Source organism: Snodgrassella sp. B3088, assembly GCF_026535815.1.
Taxonomy (GTDB): domain Bacteria; phylum Pseudomonadota; class Gammaproteobacteria; order Burkholderiales; family Neisseriaceae; genus Snodgrassella; species Snodgrassella alvi_E.
Window position 1 is genome coordinate 75,769 of the sequence record NZ_JAFNPG010000011.1, and the last position, 14,371, is coordinate 90,139.

Genomic DNA, 14,371 nt, shown 5'->3' on the forward strand with positions numbered 1-14,371 from the left:
TATACAAAAAGTTCCCACTTGGTACAGAAATTGCAATAAGAATGGTGTCTGTCATACAGACTGTCTGATAGGGCAGTCAGGTGCATAGCGAATGTAGCCAGAACAGGTACAAACCAGCTCAATTACATTATCAACATGTATTTCTGCGTAGAACAGACAACTCCTCACAACGGAGAATATTTGAATAGCTCAGTGGTAGAGTAATTGGACCAGATCCAATTTGTAGCAGGTTCGATTCCTGTTTCAAATCCTTGTCATAAAACTTTGTTGTAAAAAGCAATACCAGCCAGTAAACAGCAATAAGCTAGTAGTTAAAGCTTAGGCACAGGAAAAACCGATTAACCGGACAAAATCAGCTTAAGATGATTTATCCGGATAAAAAAACCGGATAGCAGGCAAAAAATTAAAAAAGCATAAACAGGCAGTTTCTAGCTTATGCAGCTTAATCTTTCCCCTGTTATTTCGTTAATTAATCCGTTTGAATGTGTTCATCCTGTTTGCTGGCTGCCTCAACAGGAGAATTAAAATGTTGACCATCATAAATGTAAAAAAGGGTGAACTGGCCATAGTCAGAAAACGCGGAGAGATTGATAACATCATCACCGCAGGCCGTCATTTTTTTTGGAATCCCTTTTCCGTACTAACCTTTACACAGGTAGATTTGGCTGATATACAAATCGAGCCGGACACCGCCAACAAACTCATCAATTTTTATCCACAACTGGTAGAAAAATATTGCCATCACGTCAGCCTAGCAGCGGATGAAATAGTCCTGCGCTATGAAGAAGACAAACTGGTAGAAATAATAATGCCCACTACCAAAACAGTGTACTGGCAGAGTTATAAACCACAATTACTAAAAAAAGTGACTTTGCAACAAGGTTACCGCTTGCCGGATGAAATAGCCCTAGAGCTTATTGAGGCTAAAAATACCGGTAAAGTAATAAAAGGCTTAAACACTCTAACCCTGCATTATTTTACTGACGAACAGATTGGTACCCTGTTTGTGGATAACCAATTTGTGCAGATTATTCCGCCCAAATCCGTATTCGGCATGTGTGAATTTAAACATAAACTGATACTGGGCAAATTCAAATTACAGGATAGCCACATTAACGACGTACTGGCAGCATCGATAGAGCAGAACGCACCAGCACAAATGGCACAATTTTGCGTGCAGATGCAGGTGGGCGCCAATCAGGCCGGCTTACGATTTGAAGATGATTTATTGGTAGAAATCCTGCCACCGGGTACCAAACGCCTATATTGGCAGAATAACTGCAAGCAACACATGCAGACCATAGAACTAAGCGATGGCTATCAATTGTCTGAACAAATGGTGCAGCAGCTATTACAGCCCAAATTGCGCCATAAAGAAGTGCAGGGAGACAGCAGCGTACTGATTGCCCAAGTACCGGCCTATCACCTTGGAGTACTGAAAGTAAATGGCAAAGTGGAAAAACTGCTGGATGCGGGTATCACCGCCTACTGGCGTTTCAACCGTGAAATCAGCGTTGACATCGTCGATACACGCTTGCAGACCAAAGAAATATCCGGTCAGGAAATACTCACCCGCGACAAAGTCAATCTGCGTATCAATCTAGTGGCCAACTGGTGCTACACCGATGTATTAACCGCCTATGCCAAAGTTGCACAGCCGACGGATTTGTTGTACCGACAACTGCAATTTGCACTGCGCGAAGCGATTGGCACACGCACACTGGATGAATTACTGGAAAACAAAACAGTAATCGATGAAGTAATAAATGCTCATATGCAAACAAATATGGCGGGCTATGGCATCGAAACCGTAAGTGTCGGCGTCAAAGACATCATACTGCCGGGAGACATGAAAATCATACTTTCGCAGGTAGTGGAAGCAGAAAAAGCGGCACAGGCCAATGTCATTCGCCGGCGTGAAGAAACTTCCGCCACCCGCTCCCTGCTTAATACCGCCCGCGTAATGGAAAACAATCCAGTGGCCCTGCGTTTAAAAGAAATGGAAACACTCGAACGCATCGCCGAACGCATTAACAAAATTTCCGTAGTTGGCGGACTGGATCAGATATTGCATGGATTAATTAATATCCAACCAAAAATATAGAAAACAAAAACACAAAATCATGCCATCAACCATGGCATGATAAAACCATGGAATAAAAATGACTCAATATAATTTGTTGCAAGCGGAAAATGCAAAACCAATCAAAATGTGGACACAAGGCGTATTAGTCGAAGATGAAGCCAAAAACCAGCTAATCAAAACAGCCCAATTACCATTTATCTTTAAACATATTGCCGTCATGCCCGATGTCCATATCGGTAAAGGCTCGACTATCGGAAGTGTTATCCCAACCATGGGTGCAATTATTCCGGCTGCCGTGGGCGTAGATATCGGCTGCGGCATGATTGCCGTGCAAACCTCTTTAGTCGCAACTGATTTGCCCGATAATTTATTGCCTTTGCGTCAAGTTATCGAAAAAGCCGTGCCACATGGCATGACCACCAAATACCGTGGACGAGATAACGGTAGCTGGCAAAATCCACCACCAATTGTTAATCAATACTGGCAGCAACTGTTACCGGGTTTTGAAAAATTAACCGCAAAATATCCACGCTTCTTAAAAACCAAGAGTCACAAACATCTAGGTACACTGGGTACCGGCAACCATTTTATCGAAATCTGTCTCGATGAAACCGATAGCGTGTGGATAATGTTGCATAGCGGTTCACGAGGCATAGGCAATACTATCGGCAACTTTTTTATCGAATTGGCTAAAAAAGATATGGAAGAGCATATCAGAAATCTACCCTATATAGATCTGGCTTATCTTCAGGAAGGGACAGAGCATTTTCAAGATTATGTTGAGGCCGTACATTGGGCACAGGAATTTGCGAGGCTAAACCGTGAAGCCATGATGCATAACGTTATCGCCGCAATGCGCAAAATCATCACCAAACCATTTACTACACACCTATCCGCTGTTAACTGTCACCACAACTACGTGCAAAAAGAACAGCATTTTGGTGATGAGATTTTTATTACCCGTAAAGGGGCAGTATCAGCGCGTAAAGGCGAACTAGGCATCATACCGGGTTCGATGGGCACCAAAAGCTATATCGTGCGGGGATTAGGTAATGAAGAAAGTTTTTACTCTTGTTCACATGGCGCAGGAAGAATAATGAGCCGCACCGATGCGAAAAAACAATTCACCATAGACGACCAAATCAAAGCCACTGCCCATGTTGAATGCCGTAAAGACGCAGATGTAATCGATGAAATACCCATGGCCTACAAAGATATCGATGCCGTCATGGCCGCCCAAAAAGAACTGGTGGAAATCGTGCATCAATTACGGCAGGTAGTGTGTGTTAAGGGATAAAACGCATCAAGGAGAAATCCTCGATATCAATAAAATATCGAATATCACCAACCTTGATACTGTTAATAGATAGCCTGATGCAAGCAAGGTTTTGCTCATATGCACAACCGTACAATAACTGCTATTTCCAATAAGTTATTGGATAATAAAGTAAAATATAACAGCATCTTAATATTTATCTTATTTGTTATGTTTGTGCAGAATCTACACAAATAAAATTATTCGGAGAGTAAATATTGTACAGAGAAGAAAATTTTCCAATTAAGTAGTAACTTATTAAAAAATATTGTGAATAATCATTTTGAAAGGAGTAATAATGTCTACATTAAAGAACCCATTATTAAAGAATGCAGTTGAATCTATCCAGATTGGCCTAGAAGATTATCAAGACATAGATAAAGATCCACGTAGAGAGTTATCCTCTATACGAAATATCTACGCGGGGATTTTACTTCTCTATAAATATAAATTACAGCAACTAAGTCCTGATGGTTCAAATGAAGTATTACTTAAATCAAAAATTGTTCCTCAACAGAATGCTAAAACAGGCCTTATTTCTTTGAAAGGAAGTGGAAAAAGAACAGTTAATGTGCATGAAATAATAGAACGATTTAAGAAATTAAATATTTCAATTAACAAGGATAATCTAAAAGCGTTAGGGGATGTACGTAATGATACTGAGCATTATTATGTGCAACAAACTGGAATAAATGTAAAAGAAGTTATAACAAAGGCTTTTCATCTAATTTACCAATTTTGCCCTTATATTGAACATGAACCAGATACGTTATTAGGTCAAGATTACTGGAAAATTATGCTTAATGTTTCAACAATTTATGATGAAGAAAGGCAGAAGTGTTTAGAAAGTTTGAAAACAGTTCCATGGGAGTATGAACAAGTTAGAAATAGTATTAATAAATTAAGATGTCCAAATTGTTATTCAGAATTAATTCTAGCAGTTGATGTCCACAAAAAAGAAGACCCAGATATTTGTTGTAAAGCTTGTGGTAAAATGTCTACATATCAAGATATGATAGGTTCATCAATTGCTAATGCTTTATACAGTGATTATAAAATTCCTGAGGGTATTGAGGAATCTCAAACAGGCCTTTGCCCAATGTGTTTTTATGATTCCTATTCGCTTGTTGAGAAGCGTTGCCTAGCATGTCACTATCATCTAGGATATGAAGAATGTAAATTTTGTTACGAAAAATTAACTTTAGATGAAATAGTATTTCAAGGCTTATGTAGTGATTGTGCATACAAAATTGAAACAATCGGGAATGAATAAAATTTTGTAGAGTTATAATTTGCCCAACAAATTTCTGCTATTACTAAAGCATTTTAAGTTTAATTCAACAATTTATTGATAGCAAAATATCTTTGCTATCAATAAATTGTGTTTCAAAATTCTTATCTTTTATTAGTTCGAATTTTATGTAAAATAAAGCCCTTTTAAAATAATTGCTTAATTATATAAAAATTTAGATGTTGTGTAGGCCAAGTAAAATGAGTTGCTCGAAATCAAGCACCAACATTAGCAAGTATTACAGCAATTATATGTAAGGGTCTATATTCCTCCTTTTTATATTGTGTTCTTTATAGTGGTTTTTAATTTGACTGAAAATAGCGTAACAATAAAGTGAATAGTGCTTTAGAACAAGAATCTAAAATTGTAATACTATTTTTACTTCCTATAGTTACTAATATAACTATATCGAATCAGGCAAGTACCAGTCTATTAAATTACGAATATCTTCAGGACAGTCTGCAAGGCTAGGGGTATCAAAAATAATTTCATCTTCTGTAATGTGGGAAACATAATTTTCCAGTGTAACAATTTGTTCAGCGGAAAATCCATATCTTAAAAATAAAATATGCTTTGGATTAAATGTTCCATACTTAAACAAATTTATAATATTTAATGCACGATCATCTTTATTAATATTGTGGTAGTTTTGAAATGCACCACAAAATACATCAGAAAGCGAATACGATATCACCGTATCTAAATAATCATAAGTATCAAAAACAACTGTATCATAACTAATATTTTTAGCTTGTATGTTATTCTCGAAAAGAGAAAACTCCTTTAAATTCTTTGAAGGCAGTCTATGAGCCGGCTGTGAAAATTCTGGAGGCTCTTCACGGTTTTTACCACGTTTAGATATATTGTTATATCTTATACTTACAATTTGTTTAAAAGAACGATTCTGCATTAAATGCAAAATAATTGCAATCGCATTACTAAAAACTCTATCTTCGGCTTTATTTAGTTCACGATTCAATGATATTTGAAATATTTTTTGAAATGATTCTTTTATTAAGCTACGCTTTCTAGCGTTTTCTTTTCCTAGTAAGTTTGAACCTAAATTTTCTGAATTATCATAAATAAGATCTAGAATCAATATTATTATGTCTAATGTAGTTTGATTAGATAACCTTTCAATTTTTGATTGAGGAAGATTCAATTCATCGTTAAAACTCTCATTTAAAATTGATTCGATAAGTTCCTTATTATCAACATCTACATTAATTTCAGTTTCTAAAATAGATTCTTCTGATAATTGATAATCAGTATTTAAACGAGTTGCCACCAACTTAGCATTTTCTGTATAAACATAACCATAATCAAATTTAGGACTATCAGTTAACCGTCCACTTCTGCCGATTAAATTCTTAAATGCTAAAGCGCGATGCTTTTCTGTCGTATCAGACATTCGTAAATTATCAAGCCAGACGATATCAAAAGGCATATTGATGCCTTGGGCTAACGTACTAGTTGCAAAACAGATTTTTGCAAATCCTAATCTTATAAACTTTTCTACCAAAAATCTTACTTCTAAAGGTACAGAACCATGATGGATAACAACCCCTTTTTTTAATAAATACACCAATGTAGATTGATGCGATGGATTTGCTCCTATTAAATTTTCAACCCTAGCAATAATGTCTAAAGCTTTTTGCTCAGTAACTTCCGTTAGCTTTTTGATATAGTCTGAATAATTATCCAAATATTTTCCATTGTATAAGGATTTTTTACTGACAAATATCAAAATAGTTTTACTTCTATCAAACGCAAAATCTCTAAAGCTTCCATCAAACTCGATACAATTTTTTAACTGATGACCATCTTTAATATTGGGTGAAAAATAATAATCTCTTCCATTTTTATGTTTTTGGATAAAGATTTTTCCTACTGTATTATGCTTATATGAATAGGTAAAAGCATCTTCATCTGATAATGAATGTTTTTTAATTTGTGCTTCTGGATTATCTATAAATGGATGAGCAAATATAAGTTTGGCAGAAGGAAATATTTTTTCAACCCGACGCACTAATACATCAAACTTAACGCCTCTTTCTTTTTCTTCTGATATTTGCGCCTCATCAAAAAAAAATAATGTTATGTTAGGTGTTTCTTTTTGTGTAAATAATTCTCTAGCTCGTTCTGGTGTTAATATGAATATTCTTCTTAAGTTTCTTGATTTAAATACATATTCAACAAAGGGCAAAATCATAACACTTTTATCATTTTCAAAGTGTTTTTTCATCGTTTCAATATATTCTGCAATTAATGCACGCGAAGGAACGACAATAACAACATCACCATTTGTTTCATAAATATGATGTTTAATCGAAAAAGATTTTCCTGCACTGGTAGGGGCTGAAATGGAAATATATTTTTTTGAATTAATAGCATATCGTATGCTTGCTTGTACGGGAGTTAAATAATTATTATATTGTTCTTGATAAAGTTCACCTATTTGAGCTAAAACAAAAGAATAAAGATTGGTGGGATGTTTATTTTTATAGAATAATCCCAAAACCGAAAGAATTTTTTCTTCATAAATTTCGAAAACATTTTGATGGAATCGTTTATAATAAGAAAGTTTTTCAATTATTGTACTACTTACCGGTCCATTAATATGTAGTTCTTTTATAATCTCCTCTATACTCTGGGCTGGATTTGAATCATCTATAATTGACCTTAACATATTACCCCAATCAAATAAATATTTGTAGCTTTAGTGTATATATCTAAATTAGAAATTTTATTTATTGCGTTTTTAATTATTAGTTGGTGGTTATCAGAATTTATTGAAAATGCCGCAACAATACTATAATAATTGTTAACTAAATTTTCAATTGGCTCTTTCTTTTGAATTATGTTTTCAAGATGAATTATATCATAATGATGTTTGTCTTTATTTATAAAATCATTTGCTTGATTGATTGCAGCTTCATAAGGATTTTTTAATGAAGAATATTTTGCTTCGCCAAAATGAATTAAATCTTCTTGGCATACAGTATGAAAATCAAATCCAGGATTTCCCCTAGCTTTTTCTTTCCATAATTCAGAAATAGGTAAGGAGATATGGTTAAATAAATGTTTCAACGATTCAGAAGCTGTTATTGAAACCATTATTTCGCCAAAGTCGCTCTCTATTTCAGGGTTTTTAATTATTCTATTGCATATATCATTGAGTATATTGGATGTTTTTTCAACAGTACCTTCATATGCTAATCGCGCTGTAGGATCTAAAGATATTATCCAAGAATGGTCTAAAATTAATGTGCTAATTTTGTTGGCTATTACTTGCAATGAATCAATATTTACTAGACAAATTTTGATTTTATCTGGTAAATAATCCACTTTTACTTGAGTATATCGACAACCGTGTGTTGAGTCATCTTTATTATTAATAATTTCCATTAAAAAGTCTCACTACTCCATTTCACATTGTTTTTAATATTTTAATATATTTCCAGAACAAACAAACAGTTTTGAATATTTCTGTATGTAAAATTTATAAAAAGTATATATTCTTTTCTTTAATTATCAATATTTATTAGCTTGTGAACATTTTTGATTAGAATATCCATAATTTTGGCAATTTCTTCGATTGGCACATCTTTAGTCAATAATGCGCATCAGTTGTTGCATGTTCAAGTTTTTCCCGACGTTCTATTTCCGCTTTTGCTTTTTGCTGAGCTGTTGTAGTTTTACCTCTTTCAACTGCCAGCTTTTCTTTCGTGATTTACTTTTTTTCTTTTCGGATATGTTCAATAATTGAACCTGAAAATATAAAATAAAAATAGCAAATTCTGTTATCTTTGTCTGATAACTAATAGATAAAATAAAACCCATACCGAAAAATCCACAAGACCAGCTCGGATATTAATACGCTCAGGCAGCCATAACTAATGCTGTCTTTAACCAATCTGTGGCTAGCTTAGAATATAGTTGTAAAAATTTAGTTTGCTTCATTACATATCAGGTTGTATCAATTTATAGTATAAATTAAGAATAAAAAAAGGATGGCTAGGCCATCCCTTTTGATTAAAGAAAACTTGCTTAAATATCCACCTGCGCATTCAACGCATTGTTTTCGATAAAAGCCCGCCGTGGTTCCACTTCATCGCCCATCAGGGTAACGAATACATCATCCGCAGCCATCGCATCTTCGATTTTAACTTTCAGCAGGCGGCGCACGGTTGGATCCATGGTGGTATCCCATAGTTGCTCTGGATTCATTTCGCCCAGCCCTTTATAGCGCTGAATAGATAGCCCTTTTTGTGCTGTGGTCATCAGTAAATCCAATGCTTGCGCAAAGCCGGTTACTGCGGTTTTTGTTTCGCCTTTCACAACTTCAATCGGGGCATCCACAATACCGCTTAAGGTTGCAGCGGTCTGGCGGATAATCTGATAGGCACGGCTTTCGGCAAATTTCTGTTCCAGATAGCTCACCATCTGATTGCCATGCAATTGACGGGTGATTTTAATCATTTGCACTTCGTCTTCGGCACCGATGCGTTCCAGTGTGAGGTTTTCATCATTGATGAGATTAGTTAAGGCTTGTGTGGCCTTTTCTGCACTGGCTACATTGCTTAAATCCAGATTTTCATTCCAGTAGAGCAGGGCATTTAATACGGCGCTGTCGATAATGCGGCTTTCACGCATAATCATGCTTTGCGCTAAGATGAACTGTTTGGCAATCTCCGCCAGTGCATTTCCTTCAAGGATGGTTTCGCCAATATTCAGGCGTGCTTTGTCCAGAGCAAGACTTAGCAGGAACTGGTCTTTTTCAAACTCATCTTTCAGGTAGCGTTCCTGTTTGCCATGCTTGGCTTTGTAAAGCGGAGGCTGGGCAATGTATACATAGCCGCGTTCTACCAGTTCAGGCATTTGCCGGTAAAAGAAAGTCAGTAGTAAGGTACGGATATGGGCACCGTCTACGTCGGCATCGGTCATGATGATGATGCGATGGTAGCGCAGTTTTTCCGGATTGAATTCCTCTTTGCCAATGCCGGCACCCAGTGCAGTAATCAGGGTGGCCACTTCCTGACTAGCCAACATTTTTTCAAAGCGGGCTTTTTCGACATTCAGAATTTTACCTTTAAGCGGTAAGATGGCCTGAAATTTGCGGTCACGACCCTGCTTGGCAGAACCGCCGGCCGAATCCCCTTCGACCAGATACAACTCAGACAATGCGGGGTCTTTTTCCTGACAGTCGGCCAGTTTACCCGGCAGACCTAATCCATCCATAACGCCTTTGCGGCGGGTAATTTCACGTGCTTTGCGTGCGGCTTCACGGGCACGGGCAGCATCTATGATTTTACCGGTGATGATTTTGGCTTCCGTAGGGTTTTCTTCCAGAAATTCAGACAAACCTTTGCTTAAAACTTCATTGACCACCGGTCCAATTTCGCTGGAAACGAGTTTGTCTTTGGTTTGTGATGAGAATTTCGGGTCAGGCAGTTTCACTGACAATACGCAGGTAAGACCTTCGCGCATATCGTCGCCGTTGGTGTCTACCTTGGCCTTTTTGGCTACTTCATTGGCTTCGATATAATTGTTGATGGTACGGGTCATGACCTGACGTAAAGCAGTCAGATGGGAGCCGCCATCACGCTGAGGAATATTATTAGTAAAACACTGCACGTTTTCCTGATAGCTATCGTTCCACTGCATGGCGCATTCAACGCTCATGCCGTCTTTTTCGCCGCTGGCGTAGAAAACTTTGTTATGTAGCGCAGTTTTATTGCGGTTCATGTATTGCACAAAACCAGCCACGCCGCCACTAAAAGCAAAATTTTCATGTTTGCCGTCACGCTTGTCAAAAAGTTCAATGCTGACGCCATTATTCAGGAAAGACAATTCACGGATACGTTTAGCCAGAATGTCAAAGTGATATTCAATATTGCCGAATGTTTCGGTGCTGGCGAGAAACTGTACGCGCGTACCTTGTTTATCGGTATCGCCGACTACGGATAGTGGTGCGATGGCGTCGCCGTGATTAAACTCTACAAAATGTTCTTTGTGATTACGGTAGATAGTCAGGCGCAGCCAATCGGATAGGGCATTCACTACAGATACACCTACGCCATGCAGACCACCAGAAATTTTATAACTATTGTTATCAAATTTACCGCCGGCATGCAGGATGGTCATGATAACTTCAGCCGCAGAGCGGTGTTCTTCGGGATGCATGTCGGTGGGAATGCCGCGGCCATTGTCTTCAATGGTAATGGAGTTATCAGCGTTTATTGCTACGGTGATATGATCACAATAGCCGGCCAGCGCTTCATCAATCGCATTGTCCAGAACTTCGAATACCATATGGTGTAAACCAGTACCATCCTGGGTATCACCAATATACATGCCGGGACGCTTGCGAACGGCATCCAAGCCTTTTAATACTTTGATACTGTCGGCGCTGTAATCTTCAGGGTGTTGATCTGTCATAAGAATTCTTTATAAATCTGGGGCAGCGGTTATGCTTTTAATATGATGCCTGTAGGCAGAAAAGAATATTAAGGATGCTCAATTTTGCCATATTTACAGGGCTGAATCGAATAATTCATTAGATAGTTATTATAGCAGAAATTAAGTTTTTTTTCAGCCGGTTGATATGTTTAAGGTGATGTTTTATCGGATTTTTTATTGAATGATAATCATGTTAAATGTAAAGAAAAAACTGCCCTGAATCAGATATGGATGAGGGAATCATTTATTCTGATTTAGGGCAGTTGCTAAGTCTTTGTATAAGAGATATTTATATTCTCATCGGCATGACTATGTATTTAAAATCAGGATTGTTGGGGATGGTAAATAATGTTGAGCGATTGGCATCACCGAATGCCAGTTGCAAGTCATCGGCATGTAAATTGCGTAATACATCCATCAGATAATTGATGTTGAATCCGACTTCCAGTGTTTCACCCTGATAAGCGATTTCCAATTCTTCGCGTGCTTCTTCTTGTTCATTATTGTTACAAGTGACGCTGAGCAGCCCCGGCTGGATTTGTAAACGCGCACCGCGGAATTTTTCATTAGCCAGAATAGCTGCACGTTCTAAAGCGCCGAGTAATTCGCTACGATTGGCAAGGAAGATTTTGTCATTATCTAGCGGAATCACGCGGTTGTAGTCTGGGAATTTGCCGTCTACTACTTTGGAAACGATGATGGTATCGTTACAACGGAAGCGAACCTGATTATTCAATAGTTCTATAGTAATCGGTTGCTCAGGGAATGTAAGCAACTTGAATAGTTCCAGTACCGTTTTGCGGGGCAGAATCACTTCTGCTTTAGGTAAATCAGTATCGAGACTACAGGCGGCATAGGCCAAGCGGTGCCCGTCTGTGGCTACTAAACGCAGCTGATTGCCTTCGGTCTGCATCAGTAAGCCGTTTAGATAATATCGAATATCCTGAATGGCCATGCTGTATTGGACCTGTGACAGCATTTCTCTGAAGGTCTCCTGAGGGAGGGAGAAGCTGGCATTTACGTCTTCTCCTACACTCATCAGTGGAAAGTCTTCTGCCGGCAAAGTTTGTAGATTAAAGCGGCTTTTGCCGGCTTTTAGGACCAGACGGTTATTGTTCCAGTCTAGTGAAACCATGGCACCGGCTGGTAGGGCACGCAGAATATCCTGTAGTTTTTTGGCATTGGTGGTAATGCGGAAATCTTCAGCTTCGCTTTTTGGGCCTATGGTATCAATCTGAATTTCCAGATCGGTGGCCAAAATTTTGATTTGCCCCTGATGGTTCTCCAGTAATACGTTAGACAGGATCGGCAAGGTATGGCGACGCTCGACAATGCCGGTTACGGCTTGCAGAGGTTTAAGTAAACTATCACGTTCTGCTTGTAGAATCAGCATGTTGTTTTCCTTGGTTTAATCTCGCAAAATCATCATTAAGGTTTCGTACGCTTTGGTTGTCTCGGCATCTGATTTACGGAGTTTGGAGATGCTTTTTACCGCATGCATGACTGTGGTGTGGTCACGGCCACCAAATCCGCTGCCAATAGCTGGTAAACTAAGTGGGGTGAGTTCTTTAGCCAAGGTCATGGCCATCTGACGCGGACGTGCCAGATTACGTGTACGTTTTTTGCCTACCATATCACTGATGGTGATGCCATAGAATTTGGCTACGGTGTTTTGGATGTGTTCCAGTGTCATTGGTTTGTGATTGACGGCCAGAATATCCTGTAGTGCTTCTGTGGCTAAACCGACATCAATCGGCCGGCTGGCAAAACGGCTTTGAGCCACAACGCGCTTGAAAGCGCCTTCTAGTTCGCGCACATTACTGCGGATATGTTTGGCAATAAAGAACGCAGCTTCGTCTTCAAGTTTTACCTGAGCCAGCTCGGCTTTTTTCTGCAGAATGGCAACACGCATTTCCAGTTCAGGTGGTTCCAGCTCTAGACTTAGTCCCCATGAAAAGCGTGATTTTAAGCGATCGTCCATGCCATCAATATGAGTAGGCAAGGTATCACATGTAAGAATAACCTGTTTTTTTTCGTCAATTAAATGGTTGTAGACGTAAAAAAACTCTTCCATGGTGCGGTCTTTGCCAGCAATAAACTGAACATCATCCATAATCAGCAAGTCCACCTGTTGGTATTGCTGACGCATGGCATCGAAAGATTTAGCATGGAAAGCGTTCATGATGCCACGGATGAATTCATCGGCATGTATATAACGGATTTTGACTTTGGCATCTGCAGCAAAGAGCTGGTTACCAATGGCCTGTACTAAGTGAGTCTTACCCAAACCGGTGCTGCCGTAAACAAAAAACGGGTTGTACATGCTATTGCCTGGGTTTTCAGCTATAGAGAGGGCGGCCGCATGAGCCAGCCGGTTACCTTTGCCTTGTACCAGTGCAGCGAAGGTGTGTTCAGGATTGAGATTAGTGTCGGTATAGCGTGATTTTTTACTGTTTGTCAGTACATTATCAGACTCAGTTTTAGGTATAGATGTTTCTTTTTTATCTACTTTGCTTGGTTTGCTAGGGTTGACTTCACTGCTTTCAGCCGTATTGCTATCACTTTTAGACTGATTATTTTTTAGCCTTTTGGCAATAATGTCCTGAGCGGATTCTGTGCGTTTAGTTGTTGAACGCGGTTTGGCTTCTTCAGGTGCAGGGGTTGTGTTTAAGGGTTCATGTTTATTAAGGTTTTCAGTCTCCACCTGAACCGGAGTGCCGCTTTCAGCTTTCACAGAATTAATGGTATTGGTAATTGCCCGAGCCTGTGTAGCTGCTTGTAAAGATTGCCCCTGACCAATTTTGAGGATTAAAGGAGTTTGTCCGTGTGGGAGTATGGCCTGACGGGCGTTTTCCACAGCTGGCCAGAAACGCTCACGTATATGGTTGAATGCAAAGGTATTGCGCGCGAATATTACCCAATTGCCATTTTCTTCACCTACGGTTAGGGGAGCAATCCACATCTGGTATTGCTGGGGCGGTAGGTTTTGTTTAAGTTGTAACAGGCACTGCGGCCAAAATTCTGTTAGGGTCATGCGTGAAGCTTATTTTGTCTGCCAATGGGGCTTGGCTTGAGTAATGGAAACAGGTATCGCCTATTATGCTAATTATACGCAATAAAGAGCTTTATGACCACGATTTGCACTCTGTGTTAACCCGTTTGCAGTCTGGGTTTCCTGTAGATTATATTGATTGACAAAGTGCTGTTCTTGTTGTGT

Annotated in this window: 8 protein-coding genes and 1 tRNA gene; 4 read left to right on the forward strand and 5 right to left on the reverse strand. The window is 38.7% G+C overall.

Features of this window, described 5'->3' with window-relative positions:
- Positions 1–178: 178 nt before the first annotated feature.
- From J3U75_RS08675 to J3U75_RS08690, 4 genes are all read left to right on the forward strand, one after another.
- A tRNA-Leu gene (locus J3U75_RS08675) sits at positions 179–250 on the forward strand.
- A gap of 276 nt (positions 251–526) precedes the next feature.
- The gene (locus J3U75_RS08680; protein ID WP_267391569.1) at positions 527–2,104 is read left to right on the forward strand and encodes a slipin family protein; all 1,578 of its coding nucleotides are present in this window, start codon (positions 527–529) and stop codon (positions 2,102–2,104) included.
- Positions 2,105–2,162: 58 nt separating this feature from the next.
- Entirely contained in the window at positions 2,163–3,383 is a 1,221-nt protein-coding gene (locus tag J3U75_RS08685; protein ID WP_267391570.1) for an RtcB family protein, read from the forward strand.
- 316 nt (positions 3,384–3,699) lie between these two features.
- Positions 3,700–4,674 (forward strand): hypothetical protein, encoded by a 975-nt coding sequence (locus J3U75_RS08690; RefSeq protein ID WP_267391571.1) that lies wholly within the window; start codon positions 3,700–3,702, stop codon positions 4,672–4,674.
- A 421-nt stretch (positions 4,675–5,095) separates the two neighbouring features.
- Here the strand turns inward: J3U75_RS08690 and J3U75_RS08695 are convergent, their stop codons facing one another.
- The 5 genes from J3U75_RS08695 to dnaA all read right to left on the reverse strand — a co-directional run bounded on the left by J3U75_RS08695 (position 5,096) and on the right by dnaA (position 14,188).
- Positions 5,096–7,381, reverse strand: coding sequence for a DEAD/DEAH box helicase (locus J3U75_RS08695; RefSeq protein WP_267391572.1), 2,286 nt, complete (start codon positions 7,379–7,381; stop codon positions 5,096–5,098).
- On the reverse strand, positions 7,375–8,100 hold the full coding sequence (locus J3U75_RS08700; protein ID WP_267391573.1) for a hypothetical protein: 726 nt from the start codon (positions 8,098–8,100) through the stop codon (positions 7,375–7,377). Before J3U75_RS08700 ends, J3U75_RS08695 begins: the two co-directional genes overlap by 7 nt.
- Before the next feature lie 642 nt (positions 8,101–8,742).
- On the reverse strand, positions 8,743–11,133 hold the full coding sequence (gyrB, locus tag J3U75_RS08705; protein WP_267391574.1) for a DNA topoisomerase (ATP-hydrolyzing) subunit B: 2,391 nt from the start codon (positions 11,131–11,133) through the stop codon (positions 8,743–8,745).
- 310 nt (positions 11,134–11,443) lie between these two features.
- Positions 11,444–12,547, reverse strand: coding sequence for a DNA polymerase III subunit beta (gene dnaN, locus J3U75_RS08710; RefSeq protein WP_267391575.1), 1,104 nt, complete (start codon positions 12,545–12,547; stop codon positions 11,444–11,446).
- A gap of 15 nt (positions 12,548–12,562) precedes the next feature.
- Complete coding sequence (gene dnaA, locus J3U75_RS08715; protein ID WP_267391576.1) at positions 12,563–14,188, reverse strand: chromosomal replication initiator protein DnaA; 1,626 nt, start codon at positions 14,186–14,188, stop codon at positions 12,563–12,565.
- Positions 14,189–14,371 lie beyond the last annotated feature (183 nt).